The sequence below is a fragment of the Roseovarius sp. genome (assembly GCF_018066915.1).
Classification (GTDB): Bacteria; Pseudomonadota; Alphaproteobacteria; order Rhodobacterales; family Rhodobacteraceae; genus Roseovarius.
This window is the reverse complement of sequence record NZ_JAGPVV010000016.1, coordinates 12,579-29,341: the sequence shown is the minus strand read 5'-3', so window position 1 is coordinate 29,341 and position 16,763 is coordinate 12,579. Positions and strand designations below refer to the sequence as shown.

Sequence of the window (16,763 nt, the reverse complement as noted above, 5' to 3'; positions counted from 1 at the left end):
TGGAAGCCCACGATGTTGTAGAGCGTGCCAAGCGCGTTGTCGCGGCGCAGTTGCACCACGGCATGTGGTTTGACGTCTGGCGCGTGTGGATTGGTCAGGCCAACGGGCTTCATCGGGCCGTGGCGCAGGGTCTCGCGGCCGCGTTCGGCCATGACCTCAATGGGCAGGCAGCCGTCGAAATACCCTGCCGTTTCCCCCTCATGGAACTCGGTCTTGTCGGCGGCCAGCAGCGCGTCGATGAAGGCCTCGTATTGGTCGCGGTCCATCGGGCAGTTGAGATAGGCGGTGCGCTCTGCCTCGGTCTCGCCCTTGTCATAGCGCGACTGCATCCAGGCGCGCGACATGTCGATGCTCTCGTGATAGACAATCGGCGCGATGGCGTCGAAAAAGGCGAGCGCCTCGGTGCCAGTCTCTGCGGCAATTGCGCGGCCCAAGCCTTCGGAGGTTAGCGGGCCGGTGGCGATGATCCAATGGCCGTTTTGAGGAAGTTCCGTGATTTCATCATGTTGCACGGTGATCCTCGGGTGATCCAAGAGCCGCGCCGTGACCGATTGGGCAAAGCGATCCCGGTCCACCGCCAAGGCCCCACCGGCAGGCAGGCGGTTTTCATGGGCCATGGCCATGATCAACCCATCCGCCGCGCGCATTTCCCAGTGCAGAAGGCCCACGGCGTTCTGCTCGTCATCATCCGAGCGAAAAGAGTTGGAGCAGACCATTTCCGCCAGATCGCCAGTGCGATGCGCGAAGGTTTTGACCCTTGGGCGCATTTCGTGGATGACCACGTCCACGCCCTTGTTGGCCGCTTGCCACGCCGCCTCTGACCCGGCCATGCCGCCGCCGATGATATGCAATGTCTTGTCCATGGGCTGCGATCTAGGCCATTGCGGGGCGTTTGGAAAGGGGCGTCACTGGTCCCAATTGGGGGTGCGTTTGTCGATGAAGGCGGCGATGCCTTCGGCGGTGTCGCGGTCGAGCATGTTCTCGACCATCACCGCGCTGGTATGGGCATAGGCGGCGTCCAGTCCCAGTTCGAGTTGTTCATAAAAGGCGCGTTTGCCGATACGCACGGCAGAGCCGAGTTTGGCCGCGACGGTCTGGGCGAGGGCCATGGTCTCAGACTCCAGATCCTCGGGCGGGACGGCGCGGTTGATGAGGCCAAGCTCTGCGGCGCGGGTGGCGTCGATGAAGGCCCCCGTGGTCAGCATCTCAAACGCCTGTTTGCGCGGGATATTGCGGCTGAGCGCCACCATCGGGGTGGAGCAGAAAAGGCCGATATTGACCCCGTTGACGCCAAAGCGCGTGCCATGCGCCGCCACCGCCATGTCGCAGCTTGCCACCAACTGGCACCCAGCCGCCGTGGCGATGCCATGCGGGGCGGCAATGACGGGCTGGGGCAGGGTGCGGATCGTGGTCATCATCCGGGCGCAGCGCGCAAAGAGGTCAGCGAAATAGGCGCGCCCGCCATCCTCGGCCTGCCGTCCGGCTGTCATTTCCTTGAGATCGTGACCGGCGCAAAACGCCTTGCCTGCGCCCATGATCGTGATGACGCGGATGCTGCGATCCTGTGCCAGCCGGTCGAATTCGGCCTGAAGGGCCGCCAGCATCGCATCCGAGAGCGCGTTGAGATTGCCGGGCGAGTTGAGCGTGAGACGGGCGATTGCGCCCTCGTCGATGCGGTCGAGAATTGCCATCTTGTAACCCTTTGTGCGTTGGGGCCATTCTAACGCGGAACGAGGCAAGGAGCAAAGCATGAGCGTCAAGATGACCGCCGAAGAGCTGATGGTGTTTCTGGACCGGGAGTTTCCACAGGTCTCGGGCGAGTTTGCGATTGAAGAGGTGGGGGATATGCACATCCGCACGCGCCTTCTGGTCGCAGAGCGGCATTTGCGCCCCGGTGGGACGGTGTCGGGACCGTCGATCTTTGCCTTGGCGGATGTCTCGGTTTATTTGGGAATTCTGGCGATGATCGGGCCTCAGGGGCTGGCCGTGACGACCAATTGCAGCATTGATTTCATGCGCAAACCGGCGGCGGGCGTGGATTTGATTGCCGAGTGCCGATTGCTCAAGCTGGGGCGGGTGCTGGCGGTGGGGGATGTTCTAATCTATTCTGATGGCATGAGCGCGCCGGTGGCGCGGGCGAGCCTGACCTATTCGATCCCGCCGAAATGAGGGCGCGGAAGGGGGCTGTCTGCCGCCCGACCCCCCCCGAGAGTATGTCGGGAACGGCGAGAGGGCTGGAATTGGGTCTGAAATTTGGGGTAATATAATACCTATTTTTTAACACAATGTTTTTAAACATTTAATTCGAACATATGGCAGTTGACCTGCGCATTGAACTGATTATAACCCGCCCATCGCATCAGCGCCGCCCAAGGGGTGGAATTGGCTGATCAAACCCAACGACCAAGCATAAAGACCAAGCACAAGGTTCTGCCTGACATGAAAACATTCTCTGCAACGCCTGCAGATATCGACAAGAAATGGATCCTGATCGACGCCGAGGGCGTTGTTCTGGGCCGTCTTGCCTCGATCATCGCCATGCGCCTGCGCGGCAAGCACAAGCCCAGCTTTACCCCCCACATGGACATGGGTGACAACGTGATCGTCATCAATGCCGACAAGGTGCAGCTGACGGGCAACAAGCGCAACAAGCCCAACTACTGGCACACTGGCCATCCGGGCGGCATCAAATCCCGCACCACCGGCGAGATCCTCGAGGGCAAATACCCCGAGCGCGTCGTGATGCAGGCCGTCAAGCGTATGCTGCCGGGCAACCGCCTGAGCCGCACGCAGATGACCAACCTGCGCGTCTATGCAGGTGGCGAGCACCCCCACGAGGCCCAGAGCCCCGAGGTGCTGGACGTCAAATCCATGAACTCCAAGAACACGCGGGTGGCTTACTGATGGCTGACGAAATCAAATCCCTCGAAGGTCTCGAAGCCGTCGCTGGCGGTGTGAGCGCCGCAGCCGTGGCAATGGAAGCCCCGCGCGAGCCGGTGCGCGATGCCCTTGGCCGGTCCTATGCAACAGGCAAGCGGAAAGATGCGGTTGCCCGCGTCTGGATCAAGCCCGGTTCGGGCAAAGTCGTCGTGAACGGCAAGCCGATGAACGAGTATTTCGCGCGCCCCGTGCTTCAGATGATCCTCAAGCAGCCCTTCACCGTGTCGGGCACCGAAGGTCAGTTCGACGTGATGGCGACGGTTGCCGGTGGTGGTCTGTCGGGTCAGGCCGGTGCGGTCAAGCATGGCGTCTCGAAGGCACTTCAGCTCTATGATCCCACCCTGCGTGGTGCGCTCAAGGCGGCCGGGTTCCTGACGCGCGACAGCCGCGTTGTGGAACGCAAGAAATACGGCAAGCGCAAGGCGCGCCGCAGCTTCCAGTTCTCGAAGCGCTGATCGTTTTCAGATCAAACCGTCGAAGGGCCGCCCCATGGGTGGCCCTTTTGCGTTTGCGCGCACCTTTGGCTCAGGGCGCGCTATCGGGCGGAATGAGGCCCAGACCGCGCAGATATACGCGGATGCCGGATTCGAGGAGGTCTTCGGGGGGCATGGGCGCGCGGGCCGCCGGTGCGCCGCGCGCGTAAAGCTCGACCACGCCATGGCTCATCGCCCAGACATGGGCGGCGAACAGGACCGCGGACGGGCGGCGCTCGACCGGCAGATGCGCCGAGAGAGCGGCGGCGGCGCGGGTGAGGACCGCTTGGGCACGCCCCGCCGCATCGGCCAATTCGGGGTTGGTGCCGGGCGTGAGGCCGGATTCGAACATCGCCACGTAATGCCCGGCATTCGAGCGGGCAAAGGCCAGATAGCTCCGCGCGATGGCCATGAAGGCCGCCAGCGGATCGGGGCGGCCCGCGTCAAAGGCCGCCTCTATTCGGGTGACAAAGATTTCGAATCCCTGACGTGCTGCCTCGGCAATCAGCGCCTCGCGGCCTGAAAAATGCCGGTAGGGGGCGGCGGTCGAGACTTCGGCCAGCTTGGCTGCCTCGGCCATGGTAAAGCCCTGCGGACCCTTTTCGGCGATTAATCGGAGCGTCGCGTCAACAAGGGCCTGGCGCAGGTTGCCGTGGTGATAGCCCTGTTTACCCATGCCAGATTTCTGGTCCGCCCACGATCCCCGGATCGGACGCGCCCACCGCGCGCGTATCCTTGCGGGCATAGTCGAGACGGCTCAGCACATGGCGGATGGTTTCGATCCGGGCGCGCCGTTTGTCATCCGAGCGCACCACGGTCCAAGGCGCGTGGTCACTATGGCTCCGGGTGAGGGTTTCGGCGATGGCGGCGGTGTAGCTGTCCCATTTCTTGAGGCCCTCGACGTCGATCCAGCTCAGTTTCCATTGCTTGAGCGGGTCCTGTTCGCGGTCGAGAAAGCGGCGGAGTTGTTCGGCGCGGCCGACATTGAGCCATATCTTGAAGAGATGGATGCCCTCATCGACGATCATCCGCTCGAAATCCGGCACCTGCGAAAAGAAATGCTCGCGTTGCGCATCGGTGCAAAAGCCAAAGACCTTTTCCACCACGGCGCGGTTATACCAGCTTCGATCGTAAAACACGATCTCACCACCGGCGGGCAGATGGTCGATGTAGCGTTGGAAATACCATTGCGTCGCCTCGACATCCGAGGGTTTGCTGAGCGCCACCACCCGCGCGCCACGCGGATTGAGGTTCTGGGTGAAGCGGGTGATCGTGCCGCCCTTGCCCGCCGCATCGCGCCCCTCAAAGACGATGGCGATGCGCGCGCCGCTTTCCTTGGCCCAATGCTGGAGCTTGACCAGTTCGATTTGCAGCTTGGTGATTTCCTTGTCGTAGGTCTTTTTCGACAATGCCTCGGAATAGGGGAACGTGCCGCCCAGAATGTCATCCTTGTCCGCGCGGCGGATTTCCTTGCGGAGGGCTTCGGGGGCTTCGGTTTCGAAAAAGGCGCTGATCGCACCGTCAAAGGGCAGGTCCATGGGGCCTCTCGCAAATGTTTTGGCCAGTATGGCCGCTCAATCGGCGGGGCGCAATCCGGCGCGGGTGGCGGCGCGGTTTATGGCGGCGATCACCGCCTCGGGGGCGCTGTGATGTGGCATGTGGCCAATGCCGTCGAGAACGGTTAGATGCGCGCCTTTGACCTGCGCCGCAAGCGGTTCGGAGTGGATCGAGACCCCGACGGTGGTATCAGCAGTGCCATGCACGATCTCAACGGGAACGGTTATCTCGGCGTAGCGCGGGTGCAGCGCCTCGATTTCGCTCAGCAGGTTGGCGCGTTGCAGGGCGTTGGCGCGCAGGGAATCGCGGCGCAGTGTCAGGCCCGCGCCGATATGATCCATATAACCGGCGGGCGGCTCTTGTGGCGTGAAAATCTCTTGCACCGCCTCTTCGACGCGGCTGTCGGGGACAAAGGCCGTGAGGAGCGGGATCACCAGCGGGCCCAGCACAGGGTGAGAGAGTACGCGGTAATAAGTCGAGAGGCCCGTATCCCAAGGTTTCGCGGCGCCGGCGACGTCGACAAGGGCCGCGATGTGATCAGGCTGCGTCACCGCCCAAGCGAGCGCCACAGCGCCCCCATAGCTATGGCCCAGCACGATGGGTTTGTCGGCCCCCAATTGCGCCGCCGCCTCTTGCAAGAGGGCGGCTTGCTGGGTGATCGTGGCGCCGGTGCGGTTGATCCGCGGGGTATAGCCCAGACCGGGGCGGTCGAGGATGATGACGCGGTAGTGCTGCGCCAGACGCGGCGCAAGATCAAAGGTCATGTCGCGGGTGTTGCCAGACGCCCCGTGAATGAGCACGAGATCGGGGCCAGTGCCCATCACCAACGCATGCACCGGGTGGCCGTTGACCATGATGATCTGACCTTCGGGAGGAAAGGCCGCCTCGGCGCGGGCTTCGTGAGCGCGGGCGCGATAGTGGCTCCAGCCCCCAAAGGCGGCCAGAACGATCATAACTATAATCAGAGACTTAAAGACCAATGTTCATCTGCTCGAACGGGGTGGTCTGGTAAATCTGGTTCACCCAGTTGCCATAGAGAAGATGCGCATGGCTGCGCCAGCGGTTTTGCGGCGGGCGCGCGGGATCGTCGCCGGGATAGTAGTTGCAGGGCACGTTGATTGGCGTGCCATTGGCCACGTCGCGGTCATATTCCTGTTTGAGCGTGTCGCTGTCATATTCAAAGTGGTTGAAGATGTAGAGCGCGCGGCGCGCGGTATCCTCGACCAGACAGGGGCCAACCTCGTCGCTGTCCAGCAGGATCGTCAGCCCCTTGACCGCCTCGATCTCGGCGCGCTTCATTTCCGTCCATCGGCTGACGGGGATCACGCAATCGTCGGAAAACCCGCGCAGATAGGGCGAGGCAGGGGCCATGTTGCGATGCCGGAAACAGCCAAAGGCCTTGGCGGGCAGCATGTGTTTCTTGACCCCGTGGAAATGGTTGATCATGGCCATCCCGCCCCAGCAGACGCCAAAGGTCGAATGCACATGGGTCTGGGTCCAGTCAAAGACGCGCTCCAACTCGGCCCAATAGGTCACGGCGTCGAAATCGAGATGCTCGATCGGCGCGCCGGTGATGATGAGGCCGTCGTATTTGTCGCCAGAGGCCGCAACCTCTTCGAAGGGGCGATAAAAGCTCTCCATATGCTCGGCGGCGGTGTTCTTGGTCTGATGCTCGCTCATGCGGATCAGGTCAAAGTCGATCTGCAGCGGGGTGGCCCCGATCAGCCGGGCGAATTGGTTTTCGGTCTGGATCTTTTTCGGCATGAGGTTGAGGAGGCCGATGCGCAGCGGGCGGATATCCTGCCGCGCGGCCTGATCCGGGTCCATCACCGACACCCCCTCGCGCGTCAGCACGGCATAGGCGGGCAGGTCGGCGGGGATCTTGATGGGCATCGGGCAGAGTTCCTTGACTGTCGGGCCTTAGATAGGCGTGGCGGCGCGGCGCTCAAGGGCGGTGGCGATCAGCGCCTCGAAGTCTTGCGCGGACTTGACCGCCGCCACCTCGTTGGCGCTCACGCTCACGCCCCATTTGACCATCGCCTCATAGCGTGGCTGACGATGGGCGAGCGCGCGGGCATAGGTCCAGCGAATAAAGCTGTCTGGATCAACTTCATCCTCTTGGCATTTGTTATCGCTCAGATATTCCGCCCATGCGGCGTCAAGGAAGGCGGGCTGATAGGCCATCGGCTTGGGCGCGCGGTCAAAGCGGCGGATGAGTTCGGCGGTATGCGCCTCGGAGCCTTCGATATAGATCAGAAGGCAATGCGCCGAAAGCTCGCTCAGGATCGGATCGGTGGGATTGTTCCCGTCCACCCATTCGCAGATCGAGCCGCCGGTGTCGCAGATGAAATGCGGATAGCCATAGAGCGCACCGGCGCGGCGGATGAAATACGCCGTATCCATCAGCGCGTGAATCTCGGCCTGCCGGAACTGTTCCTGCCGGATGCGATATTCGGCGATTGGCAAGCCGCCCTTGGCCGGATTGCCCGGCTTGCCCAGATAGGTCGAGACCGGGGTGAGATTGTGAAAGGTGATGTTGGAGCCGATATAGATCGAGTCCGAGAGCAGCAGATCACGCAGGAAGGGCACCTGCATGGCATGTGCCTTGGCGTTGTCGGCAATCAGCTCGCCCATGTAGCGGGTGCCGATGCGGTAATCTATCGAGTAGTGAAACCAATGGCCGGCGTCGCGCAGCATGTTGGAGAGATGCGTCTTGCCAAGCCCGGACATGCCGTAGAACAGCACCCGTTTATGTGTGGCGTCGCGCCAGTCTTGTGCTGAAGTATAGATCATGACCGCTCCCTCTCGCGGGCTTGGTACAAAGCGCGTGGCGCGGGGTCAAATGCTATCATGCAAAAGCCCCGCCCGGATGAGGGGCGGGGCTTGAATTTGTTTGGTCAGATCGCTCAGAAGCGGAAGGCGACCTTGGTGCCGATGGCGATGGCATCGCTGTTCGAGAAGGCGGTCACGTTGGAATTCGCGTCGCCGATCTCGAAATACTTGACACCTGCGGTGATTTCCCACGCTTCGGTTTCGTATGTGGCGGCCAGACCGTAGCTGAAATAGCCGTCCTTGCCCGAGAGGTTGCCCACAACGTCGCCCTCGTCCTTTTCATAACCAAGGATGAGCGCGCCGCTCCAGTTCTCGGTGAACCGGCGACCGATACCCAACTCGTAGGTCCAGATGTCGCTCGGGCCGCTTGCGATGGGCACGTTGACCGGAACGCCTGTGGCCACCGAGAAGAAGTCACCCGGCTGCACGGCAAATTTCGACCATTCCCGCCATTTGACAGAGCCAAAGAGCAGCGTGTCCTTGGCAATGCCAGACTGGGCATGCAGGGTGAACGCCTGCGGCAGTTCCACTTTGAAACCTGCGCCGGTGTTGTCCTTGAAATCGTGCTCCGTCTTGGATTCGTAGGTCAGGGCAACGCGCAGGGCGATGTCCGGGATTTCATAGGCGGCACCGAGCAGGTAGCCGACCTGGAAATCCTTGCTCACGTTCAGGGTATAGGGTGAGTTGGGGGCTGGAACCGCACTGCCAAGGGTTGCGGGCGAGATCACGGTGATATTGCCAGACAGACCGACATAACGCAGGCCACCATAGATGCTGAAACGCTCGGTTGCCTTGTATTTTGCAAGGGCCGTGAAGGCAACTGAACTGACGTCCGCGTTAGAGCCGCCGAAGAACGCGCCGCCCAAGGCCGCCGGAGGCGTGCGATAGTTGACCGAAGCGCCGACCGGCTCGTCGATGACGAACGCCAGCGAAATCTTGTCATTCAGCTCGTGTTTGTAGCCGCCTGCAAAGGACTGATAGCGGTTCTGGATATTGCCGGTCGGTGCCGTGGGCACGCCCGGACGTGCGACACCCGAAACCGAGGGGTCAACAGTCGCGGCGGAAAACTCGAGATAGTTCTTGCCCTTTTCGAACAGGATCATCGAGGGATCGCCCCGACGTTCGATTTCGCCGCCAAAGGCTGTTGATGCGGTGGCGGCGATCACTGTCGCCGCGAGCCAAGTTTTTTTCATGATGTCCCTCTCCTCCAGAGTTATTGGCCTCACATTACTGTTACGGCACAACGGGTCAATCTTTGACGCGGCGTCACAAAATGAGAGGCTGAGACCGGTGGCGCGACAGACACACTCTATAAGGGAAAAAAGTGCGATTTCAGGCGCTTTTGCGCGTTTCGCGCCATAGATTGAGGTAATTCGCGCCAAAGATGACAAGCGCACCCACGATCACAAATGCGTCAACGGGTTCAGCATACACCAAAACGCCGATGATTGCGATCACGGGCAGTCGCAAAAAATCTACCGGCGTGACCAAGGTGGCGGGGGCAAGCGAAAGTGCTGTGGTCAGACAGAAATGCGCAAGGAGACCCGCGCAGCCGATCAGGACCAGCCAAGGTGCCGACGCGAGCGACGGGAGGGCGATGTCGCCGTCATACCCGGCGCAGGCCAGCCCAAGCCCGATTTGCAGGAGGGTCATCCAGAAGAGGATGCAGGTGAGGGTCTCGGTTCGGGTCAGGCGCTTGGTCATCAGGATCGAGCCGGCAAAACCGATGGCCGCGGCGGCGGCGGCGATTGTGCCCATGTTGAGGGTCTCGGGGCTGGGGCGCGCGACGATGAGGATACCGGCAAAGCCGATCACGGCGGCAAGCGCACGGGTGCCGGTCAGACGTTCGCCCAAGACAAGCGGCGACAGGATCAGAACCCAGAGTGGTGCTGTGAATTCGAGGGCAAAGACCTGCGCCAGTGGAATGACGGTGATGGCGTAGAACCACAGGTTCTGGCCGGTGAAATGGCAGAGGTTGCGAATGACATGCGTGCCGGGGCTGCGCGTGGTGATGGTGCCGATCTGGCCGGTCAGGCGGGCAACGCCAAGCACGAGGATAAAGCCCACGATGCTGCGATACATCATGATCTCGAACGTATCGAGTTCCAAGCTGACCGCGCGCCCCGCCACCGCCATCGACGAGAAAGAGGCGACCGCGCCCAGCATCCAGAGCCCCGCGCGCAAGGCCTGTGGGGCGGGGGCGGGCGCCGCAAGGCTCATTCCTCGACCACTTCGAAGCTGCGTGGCATATGCGAGGTGACGCGCCACCAGTCGCTGGCGCGGGTGCGGGTCTGATGCGCGTCAAAGGCGGCGCGGTCGACAAAGCGCTCGGCCACGGTAAATTCGCACGGGGCGGTTTCGGTCACGTCAAACGAGAGGCAACCCGGCTCGGCGCGGCTGAGACGGATGTGTTCGGGCAGCGCCAAACGGACGCGGTCCGCGTCCTCGGGCAGGCAAGTGAGCCGACCCTCCAGACGGATCACTCCCACTCGATTGTTCCCGGAGGTTTCGAGGTGATGTCATAGGTCACGCGGTTGATGCCCTTGACCTCGTTGATGATGCGCGTTGCGGTTTCGCCAAGAAACTCGTGGGTGAACGGGTAGTAATCGGCGGTCATGCCGTCCACGCTCGTCACCGCGCGCAGGGCGCAGGCGAAATCATAGGTGCGCCCGTCGCCCATCACGCCCACGGTGCGCACCGGCAGGATGGCGACAAAGGCCTGCCAGATTTCATCGTAAAGCCCGTGTTTGCGAATCTGGTCGATATAGACGGCATCGGCCTTGCGCAGGATCTCGAGCTTTTCGCGGGTGATCTCGCCGGGGCAGCGGATGGCCAGACCGGGGCCGGGAAAGGGGTGACGCCCGATAAAGCTCTGGGGCAGGCCAAGTTCGCGCCCCAAGGCGCGCACCTCGTCCTTGAAAAGCTCACGCAGCGGCTCGACCAGTTTCAGGCCCATTTTCTCGGGGAGGCCGCCGACATTGTGATGCGACTTGATGGTGACAGAGGGGCCGCCGGAAAAGCTGACGCTTTCGATCACATCGGGGTAGAGCGTGCCTTGGGCCAGAAACTCGGCCCCCTCGATTTGCCCGGCGTATTTCTGGAACACGTCGATGAAGAGGCGGCCGATGGTTTTTCTCTTGGTTTCCGGGTCACTTACGCCCTCAAGCTCACCCAAGAAGAGCTCTGCCTCATCGGCATGGATGAGGGGGATGTTGTAATTGTCGCGGAACATCGCCACGACCTCTTCAGCCTCGCCCTGCCGCAGGAGACCGTGGTCGACAAAGACGCAAGTTAGTTGATCGCCGATGGCCTCGTGGATCAGAACGGCGGCAACCGAGCTGTCGACCCCGCCCGAGAGGCCGCAGATCACGCGTTTGTCGCCCACCTGGGCACGGATTTTGGCAATCGCCTCTTCGCGGTAGGCGCCCATGGTCCAGTCGCCCTTGAACCCTGCCTGCCGCACGAAGTTTTCGTAGAGGCGCGCACCGTTCGGGGTGTGATGCACCTCGGGGTGGAACTGCACGGCGTAGAAATTGCGGGTGCGGTCGGCGGTGATGGCAAAGGGGGCACCGGGAGAGGTGCCCAGAACCTCGAATCCGGGAGCGATTTCAGAGACATGATCGCCATGGCTCATCCAGACCTGCTCGCGCGCGCCCGCGCCAAACCAGCCCTCGACAAAGCCGCTGGAGATCCCTGTCGGGGTCACATAGGCGCGACCGAATTCGGCGGTGGCATGTTCGCCCGCCTCGACGCGGCCGCCGAGGTCCTGCATCATCACCTGTTGGCCATAGCAGATGCCAAGGATCGGCACGCCCAGATCATAGGCGGCGCGCGGTGGGCGCGGGCTGCCGTCGCGCATCACGCTGTCGGGACCACCGGAAAAGATGATCGCGCGCGGCGCCATCTCTTGCAGAAAGGCGTCCGTCACCTTTTGATAGGGGTGGATTTCGCAATAGACATTCAGCTCGCGCAGGCGACGCGCGATAAGCTGCGTCACCTGGCTGCCAAAGTCGATGATCAGGAGGCGGTCATGGGATATCTGGCTCATATCTCGCCTAGTAATTGGCGTCCCGCCCCTGCGCAAGAGAAAGAGCGCACCTTACCAGCGATAGCTGATGCCGGTTGCGATCTCGTGCTGGTGCATGCGGATTTTCACCGGTTGCGCTACGCCCGTCAGCGCGGGGTTGGCCCCGGAGAAACTGTTGGAGAACGCATGGGTGTAGGAAAAGGTGACGGCCCAACGGTCGTTGATCTCGTAGGTGCCGCCTGCCGAGAGGTGCCATTGCGGTGTTCCGGGGGCGATGGTGTTGATCACCACATCGCCGTCGTTTTTGATGAAGTCGGTCGAATAGCTGACCCCGGTGCGCAGCGTGAGCTTGTCCGACTGGCGCCAGATGGCCGCGAGACGCCAGACATCGACATCCTGCCAGCCAAAGCCCACGCCATTGGACGCACCCAGCGGGCCGCCTGGAGGTGCGCTGGAATTGGCGATGGATTTCACATTGCCGTAGAAGATGCGCTGATATTCTCCCGTGATCGTCCATTGCGGCGCTGAGGCGGGGGTATAGGCCGCACCGAGCGTCAGCATCGCGGGCACGTCGAATTCACCGTCTGCAAAGAGGCCCTTGTAGCGGCTGAACTTGGACATCTGGATTTCATTGCGGTAGGCCGCGCCCAAGGTCCATTGCGGGCTGGCCTCGTAGAGCAGGCCGAGGTTCACGCCGAACCCGGTCGACCAGTCGTGGCCCCGGTTGGTGACATCGCCGGGGCTGATCGAGAGGCCAGAGAAGGCCTGTAGCCCCTGCGCCTTGAACCGTTGCACCGCAAGAATGGGCGAGATGCCAAAGGTCAGGCGATCATTTACCTTGCGGGCATAGTTCAGAGTGATGAACGCCTGTTCGAGATTGACCCCGAGAGGGGCGGACCCTGCGCCGAGACCGGCAAAGAAATTGGTGTCGAATTCGGTGTTCATGCCGCCATTGCCAAAGACAAAGGCCCCAAGAGACGAGCGGTCATCCAGTTTCCAGTTGGCACCGCCGCAGGGGATGAAGAAAACATCATTCTGGCTCTTGTGGGTGCCGGGGGTCAGCGGGCCGCCGGGGGCAATCTCCACGTCGCGGTTGGGGGCAAAGGTGGTGAGGCAAAAGCCCGCCTGATTGCCCACCTTGACGCCCGTCGCCGGGTTCTGTGCCATGCCCAAAACGCCGGTCGGCACCGCCACGCCGGCACCCGCCATGGCCTTGGACTGTCCGCCGTAGCCATTGGCGAAATAGCCGTTGGTGGCCATTGCGGGATTTGCAAGAAGGCCAAGCGCAAAGACGGCACTTGCGCGCAAGGCGGTATGAAAACCTGTCATGGACTGTCCCCGGATCGGACCGTGTTCTTGCACGGCAGCTCTATTTCGCCTGTGTCTATGGCAGAGTGGCGCGTGGCTCCATTCTCTTTTGTAAGGGCGAAATAGAATATGTGGGCCGACATGGTGTTTCAGCCACATGTCGTTTTCACGACCCACGTGCCGTAATCGGCGGGCGGGGGACCATGGTGACAAGCTAAACGTGCCGCGAGCCTGCGGTGAGCGGGCATGTGGCGACTCAGGGTCCAACTCGGAGAAGGGGATTTTCATGTCAGAAGCAGCACTGAGCAGCAAACGGGTCCGGGGCGGCGGCGGGGCCGCGCGCCGCGCTGAACGCACCGCCGTCAGCATCGAGACCGCGCGCTATATCGAGCGCAACATTCCCAACTTCGAGGTTCTGACCGAAGAGGCGCTCGAGATCATCGAGGCCAATGCCGAGACAGTGCTGGCCGAAGTGGGCGTGAATTTCGTGCAAAATCCGGCGGCGTTGGACCGCTGGCGCAAGGCCGGTGCCGATGTGCAGGGCGAGCGGGTGCGTATTCCGCGCGGTCTGGCGCGGCAACTCTGTGCGACGGCCCCGTCGCGGATCATCCAGCACGCCCGCAACCCCGAGCGCACGGTGGAAATTGGCGGCAAGTCGCTGGTTCTGGCACCGGTCTATGGCCCGCCCTTCGTGCGCGACATGGAAGGCGGCCGCCGCTATGCCACGATGGAGGATTTCCGCAAATTCGTGAAGCTGGGCTATATGTCGAAATGGTTGCACCATTCCGGCGGCACGGTCTGCGAGCCCACGGATATTCCGGTGAACAAGCGCCATCTGGATATGCTGCATGCGCATATGACCCTGTCGGACAAGCCTTTCATGGGCTCGGTGACGGAACCCAGCCGCGCGCAGGACAGCGTGGATATGTGCAACATCCTCTTTGGAGAGGAGTTCGTGCAGCAGAACACGGTGATGACCAGCCTTATCAACGTCAACTCGCCGATGACGTTTGACGATGTGATGATGGGCTCGCTGGAGATCTATGCCGCCAACAATCAGGCCTGTATCCTGTCGCCCTTTATCGTGGGCGGGGCCATGGCACCGGTTTCGGTGGCGGGCACGCTGACGCAAGTGTTGGCCGAGGTTCTGGCGGGCATCGCCTATAGCCAGCTTGTGCGCCCCGGTGCGCCGATGATCTTTGGCGCATTTGTCACCTCGATCGACATGAATTCGGGCGCGCCGACCTTTGGCACGCCGGAGGCTGCGCATATCACCTATGGTGCCGGGCAATTGGCGCGGCGTCTGGGGCTGCCGTTTCGGTCGTCGGGGTCGTTCAACGGATCGAAACTGCCGGATGCACAGGCCGCCTATGAGACCGCCAACAGTCTCAATGTGGGTCTCTTGTCGGGCGTCAACTTCATGCTGCATGCCTGTGGTTGGCTCGAAGGTGGGCTGGTGTCCTCGTTCGAGAAATTCGTGATGGATGCGGATCAGTTGGGCACGCTGCACCATATGGCGCGCGGTGTTCAGATGGATGAAGAGGCGCAGGCGATGGATGCCATCCGCGAGGTCGGGCCGGGTGGACATTACCTTGGCTGCGCGCACACGCAGGCGAATTTCAAATCCGCCTTCTGGCGCTCTGACCTCTTCGACTACAAACCGTTCGAGACCTGGGCGGATGAGGGCGAGCGCGACACGATGGTTCTGGCCAATGCGCGGGTTCACAAGCTTTTGGCGGATTACCAGCAACCGCCGCTTGATCCGGCCATCGCCGAGGCGCTCGCGGCCTATGTTGCCAAGCGCAAGGCTGAAATGCCGGATGCGTTTAGCTGAGATCACAAAGATATGACCTGAAAGAGCGCGCCGCATCCGATTGCGGCGCGCTTTTTGTCAGGTCTCGACGAGGGACGGCACCACGGGCATATCCCGCGCCTCGCCCATCATCGCGATCAGCACCTCGACATGGCGCGCGGGCGAATAGCCTGAGGCGGCAAGGCGGCGTTCCTCATCCAGTGCGGCCTCGGTTTCCAGCAACCGGATCAGCGCCGTGGGGCTCGGGGGCAGGGGGCCATCGCGCAGCAACCGGCGCAGATGCACCTCGCGGCGATAATCTTGCAGGCCGATGCGCGCGGCGCGGATCAGCAGCGGGGGGCGGCGCAGCGCCCGGAGAGTTCCAAGGATATCGTGCATGAGAGGCTCCTGTGATCGTGCAGATGCTTCGTCGCACAGGTTGTGTGGCTGTTGCGTTTTGGGGCGCTGCGCCGCGCGCAGGGCTTTGGATTTGTTTACGATTTGTCAATGAAGGTTGCATTTCTGGAAACAATTAACGAACCGGTAATCTTTGCACTCTTAAGTTGTGGATAACTCTGTGGGTAAGTTGCCAGGTTGCGATCTGGTGCCGGATGGCCGAAAATTTGGGGGACGGGTGATGCACGAGGGGTATGCATTCAAGACCATTTTGCATGACGTGCCATCCTGGGTGCCGGAAGCGGCGCTGCACTATCTGGCCCATACCGAATCCGGCACCCCCATTCGGGCGTTGGCGCGGCACGCGGGGCGCCATGCCTCGACCGTGATGCGCCAGATCCGCGCCTATGAGACCCGCCGCGATGATCTCTTGGTGGACGAGGCGCTGCGGCGGCTTGGCCAAAGGGTCAGCCATGACAAGATGCCCGGTTCTCCTGCCAAGGAGGCTCCGATGACATCCCAGACCATCCCGCGACACGATCAGACGCTCGAGTTGACGGAACACCGCTTGAAAGCGGAGGCGCGGCGCGTCTTGCGGCGTCTCAGCGAGGCGGGCGCGTTGCTGGCCGTGTCCGCCGACATGGACAAGGCCGTTGTGGTGCGCGACACCGGCAGCGGTCAGACCCTGCGCACGGCGGTGGTCGAGCGCGAAGTGGCCGAGGCGATGGCCCTCAAAGGCTGGGTTGCCTGTGACAGTCCGGGCCGCATCGCGCGCTATCATATCACCGGGGCGGGCCGCACAGCGCTGAGCCTGATGCTGGCCGAGGCGGAAAACCACGCCAGCGGCATGGGCGACGGGCCGGTTGTCTTGCCGGGGCGCACATCGTCGCCGGGGGTGTCGGAAAGTGGCGGTCGACGGATGCGCTACGGCGTCATCGAGTCGCCCCTCGTAGCCCTTGCCCGGCGGCGCGACAAGGACGGAAGCCGGTTTCTGACCTCTGATCTGGTGCGTGCGGGCGAGCGCCTGCGTGAGGATTTCGAACTGGCCCAGATGGCCCCACGCGTCGCACAGAACTGGGATCATTTCCTCAGCCATGTCGATGAGCAAGGGCGGCCCTCGGAGGCGCGCGGGTATGACGCCGAGGCGGCGCGCCTGCGCGTATTGGCCGCGCTGCGCGATCTGGGGCCTGGGTTGGGCGATGTGGTCCTGCGCTGCTGCTGCTACATGGAGGGTCTCGAGCGCGCCGAAAAGAAAATGGGTTGGTCGGCCCGGTCAGGCAAGATCGTGCTGCGCATCGCGCTGCAACGGCTCAAGGGGCATTATGAGCGGCTGGGAGAGGCGGGCGGGCTGATCGGCTGAATAGGGACCATTCGGCGCGCGCGGGCTGCAAGCCAGTCATGCGATAATTCAGGCTTGTTCTTGGGGCGACGAACCATA

18 protein-coding genes are annotated in these 16,763 nt (G+C 62.3%); 5 read left to right on the top strand and 13 right to left on the bottom strand.

Going from position 1 to position 16,763, the window contains the following annotated elements; all coding sequences use genetic code 11:
- The coding region (gene trmFO / locus KBT70_RS00920; protein ID WP_296627689.1) for a methylenetetrahydrofolate--tRNA-(uracil(54)-C(5))-methyltransferase (FADH(2)-oxidizing) TrmFO at positions 1-863 on the bottom strand (863 nt) is incomplete at its 3' end.
- 42 nt (positions 864-905) lie between these two features.
- On the bottom strand, positions 906-1,691 hold the full coding sequence (locus KBT70_RS00915) for an enoyl-CoA hydratase (RefSeq protein ID WP_296627686.1): 786 nt from the start codon (positions 1,689-1,691) through the stop codon (positions 906-908).
- Positions 1,692-1,749: 58 nt separating this feature from the next.
- Here KBT70_RS00915 and KBT70_RS00910 point away from each other — a divergent pair, with 58 nt between their 5' ends.
- The 3 genes from KBT70_RS00910 to rpsI all read left to right on the top strand — a co-directional run bounded on the left by KBT70_RS00910 (position 1,750) and on the right by rpsI (position 3,395).
- Complete coding sequence (locus tag KBT70_RS00910; RefSeq protein ID WP_296627680.1) at positions 1,750-2,169, top strand: PaaI family thioesterase; 420 nt, start codon at positions 1,750-1,752, stop codon at positions 2,167-2,169.
- 270 nt (positions 2,170-2,439) lie between these two features.
- Positions 2,440-2,904 carry a 50S ribosomal protein L13 gene (rplM, locus tag KBT70_RS00905; protein ID WP_296627678.1) on the top strand — a complete coding sequence of 155 codons (465 nt, stop codon included), beginning with the start codon at positions 2,440-2,442 and terminating at the stop codon, positions 2,902-2,904.
- Positions 2,904-3,395, top strand: coding sequence for a 30S ribosomal protein S9 (gene rpsI / locus KBT70_RS00900; protein ID WP_296627677.1), 492 nt, complete (start codon positions 2,904-2,906; stop codon positions 3,393-3,395). The genes rplM and rpsI overlap by 1 nt, the downstream gene beginning before the upstream one ends.
- Positions 3,396-3,465: 70 nt before the next feature.
- Here rpsI and KBT70_RS00895 read toward each other — a convergent pair whose 3' ends face one another.
- From KBT70_RS00895 to KBT70_RS00850, 10 genes are all read right to left on the bottom strand, one after another.
- Positions 3,466-4,089: a TetR/AcrR family transcriptional regulator gene (locus KBT70_RS00895; protein WP_296627674.1), complete on the bottom strand. Its 624-nt coding sequence runs from the start codon at positions 4,087-4,089 to the stop codon at positions 3,466-3,468.
- Positions 4,082-4,951 (bottom strand): polyphosphate kinase 2, encoded by an 870-nt coding sequence (gene ppk2, locus KBT70_RS00890; protein ID WP_296627672.1) that lies wholly within the window; start codon positions 4,949-4,951, stop codon positions 4,082-4,084. Before ppk2 ends, KBT70_RS00895 begins: the two co-directional genes overlap by 8 nt.
- A gap of 36 nt (positions 4,952-4,987) precedes the next feature.
- On the bottom strand, positions 4,988-5,923 hold the full coding sequence (locus KBT70_RS00885; protein WP_296627669.1) for an alpha/beta hydrolase: 936 nt from the start codon (positions 5,921-5,923) through the stop codon (positions 4,988-4,990).
- Between the two features lie 16 nt (positions 5,924-5,939).
- Positions 5,940-6,863 (bottom strand): homoserine O-succinyltransferase, encoded by a 924-nt coding sequence (gene metA / locus KBT70_RS00880; RefSeq protein ID WP_296627666.1) that lies wholly within the window; start codon positions 6,861-6,863, stop codon positions 5,940-5,942.
- A gap of 27 nt (positions 6,864-6,890) precedes the next feature.
- The gene (locus KBT70_RS00875; RefSeq protein ID WP_296627663.1) at positions 6,891-7,763 is read right to left on the bottom strand and encodes an ATPase; all 873 of its coding nucleotides are present in this window, start codon (positions 7,761-7,763) and stop codon (positions 6,891-6,893) included.
- 113 nt (positions 7,764-7,876) lie between these two features.
- Positions 7,877-8,995: an outer membrane protein transport protein gene (locus KBT70_RS00870; RefSeq protein ID WP_296627660.1), complete on the bottom strand. Its 1,119-nt coding sequence runs from the start codon at positions 8,993-8,995 to the stop codon at positions 7,877-7,879.
- Positions 8,996-9,134: 139 nt separating this feature from the next.
- A complete protein-coding gene (locus KBT70_RS00865) occupies positions 9,135-10,022 on the bottom strand; it encodes a DMT family transporter (RefSeq protein WP_296627658.1) in 888 nt (295 codons plus the stop codon).
- Positions 10,019-10,285 carry an antibiotic biosynthesis monooxygenase gene (locus KBT70_RS00860; RefSeq protein WP_296627656.1) on the bottom strand — a complete coding sequence of 89 codons (267 nt, stop codon included), beginning with the start codon at positions 10,283-10,285 and terminating at the stop codon, positions 10,019-10,021. Before KBT70_RS00860 ends, KBT70_RS00865 begins: the two co-directional genes overlap by 4 nt.
- A complete protein-coding gene (gene guaA, locus KBT70_RS00855; RefSeq protein ID WP_296627654.1) occupies positions 10,282-11,850 on the bottom strand; it encodes a glutamine-hydrolyzing GMP synthase in 1,569 nt (522 codons plus the stop codon). The genes KBT70_RS00860 and guaA overlap by 4 nt, the downstream gene beginning before the upstream one ends.
- Positions 11,851-11,901: 51 nt before the next feature.
- Positions 11,902-13,158 carry an outer membrane protein transport protein gene (locus KBT70_RS00850; protein ID WP_296627652.1) on the bottom strand — a complete coding sequence of 419 codons (1,257 nt, stop codon included), beginning with the start codon at positions 13,156-13,158 and terminating at the stop codon, positions 11,902-11,904.
- Positions 13,159-13,423: 265 nt separating this feature from the next.
- Here KBT70_RS00850 and KBT70_RS00845 point away from each other — a divergent pair, with 265 nt between their 5' ends.
- Positions 13,424-14,971 carry a trimethylamine methyltransferase family protein gene (locus KBT70_RS00845; protein WP_296627650.1) on the top strand — a complete coding sequence of 516 codons (1,548 nt, stop codon included), beginning with the start codon at positions 13,424-13,426 and terminating at the stop codon, positions 14,969-14,971.
- A 57-nt stretch (positions 14,972-15,028) separates the two neighbouring features.
- Here KBT70_RS00845 and KBT70_RS00840 read toward each other — a convergent pair whose 3' ends face one another.
- Positions 15,029-15,328, bottom strand: a complete 300-nt coding sequence (locus tag KBT70_RS00840; RefSeq protein ID WP_296627648.1) for a DUF6477 family protein — start codon at positions 15,326-15,328, stop codon at positions 15,029-15,031.
- A 238-nt stretch (positions 15,329-15,566) separates the two neighbouring features.
- On the opposite strand from KBT70_RS00840, the gene KBT70_RS00835 reads away from it, so the two are divergent.
- Complete coding sequence (locus KBT70_RS00835; protein ID WP_296627647.1) at positions 15,567-16,685, top strand: DUF6456 domain-containing protein; 1,119 nt, start codon at positions 15,567-15,569, stop codon at positions 16,683-16,685.
- The last annotated feature ends 78 nt before the right edge of the window (positions 16,686-16,763 follow it).

What these genes read in the sequence shown, in the direction of transcription:
- KBT70_RS00915 (WP_296627686.1), bottom strand. Translation starts at nt 1,691, where the DNA reads ATGGCAATTCTCGACCGCATCGACGAGGGCGCAATCGCCCGTCTCACG.
- KBT70_RS00910 (WP_296627680.1), top strand. Translation starts at nt 1,750, where the DNA reads ATGAGCGTCAAGATGACCGCCGAAGAGCTGATGGTGTTTCTGGACCGG.
- rplM (WP_296627678.1), top strand. Translation starts at nt 2,440, where the DNA reads ATGAAAACATTCTCTGCAACGCCTGCAGATATCGACAAGAAATGGATC.
- rpsI (WP_296627677.1), top strand. Translation starts at nt 2,904, where the DNA reads ATGGCTGACGAAATCAAATCCCTCGAAGGTCTCGAAGCCGTCGCTGGC.
- KBT70_RS00895 (WP_296627674.1), bottom strand. Translation starts at nt 4,089, where the DNA reads ATGGGTAAACAGGGCTATCACCACGGCAACCTGCGCCAGGCCCTTGTT.
- ppk2 (WP_296627672.1), bottom strand. Translation starts at nt 4,951, where the DNA reads ATGGACCTGCCCTTTGACGGTGCGATCAGCGCCTTTTTCGAAACCGAA.
- KBT70_RS00885 (WP_296627669.1), bottom strand. Translation starts at nt 5,923, where the DNA reads ATGATCGTTCTGGCCGCCTTTGGGGGCTGGAGCCACTATCGCGCCCGC.
- metA (WP_296627666.1), bottom strand. Translation starts at nt 6,863, where the DNA reads ATGCCCATCAAGATCCCCGCCGACCTGCCCGCCTATGCCGTGCTGACG.
- KBT70_RS00875 (WP_296627663.1), bottom strand. Translation starts at nt 7,763, where the DNA reads ATGATCTATACTTCAGCACAAGACTGGCGCGACGCCACACATAAACGG.
- KBT70_RS00870 (WP_296627660.1), bottom strand. Translation starts at nt 8,995, where the DNA reads ATGAAAAAAACTTGGCTCGCGGCGACAGTGATCGCCGCCACCGCATCA.
- KBT70_RS00865 (WP_296627658.1), bottom strand. Translation starts at nt 10,022, where the DNA reads ATGAGCCTTGCGGCGCCCGCCCCCGCCCCACAGGCCTTGCGCGCGGGG.
- guaA (WP_296627654.1), bottom strand. Translation starts at nt 11,850, where the DNA reads ATGAGCCAGATATCCCATGACCGCCTCCTGATCATCGACTTTGGCAGC.
- KBT70_RS00850 (WP_296627652.1), bottom strand. Translation starts at nt 13,158, where the DNA reads ATGACAGGTTTTCATACCGCCTTGCGCGCAAGTGCCGTCTTTGCGCTT.
- KBT70_RS00845 (WP_296627650.1), top strand. Translation starts at nt 13,424, where the DNA reads ATGTCAGAAGCAGCACTGAGCAGCAAACGGGTCCGGGGCGGCGGCGGG.
- KBT70_RS00840 (WP_296627648.1), bottom strand. Translation starts at nt 15,328, where the DNA reads ATGCACGATATCCTTGGAACTCTCCGGGCGCTGCGCCGCCCCCCGCTG.
- KBT70_RS00835 (WP_296627647.1), top strand. Translation starts at nt 15,567, where the DNA reads ATGCACGAGGGGTATGCATTCAAGACCATTTTGCATGACGTGCCATCC.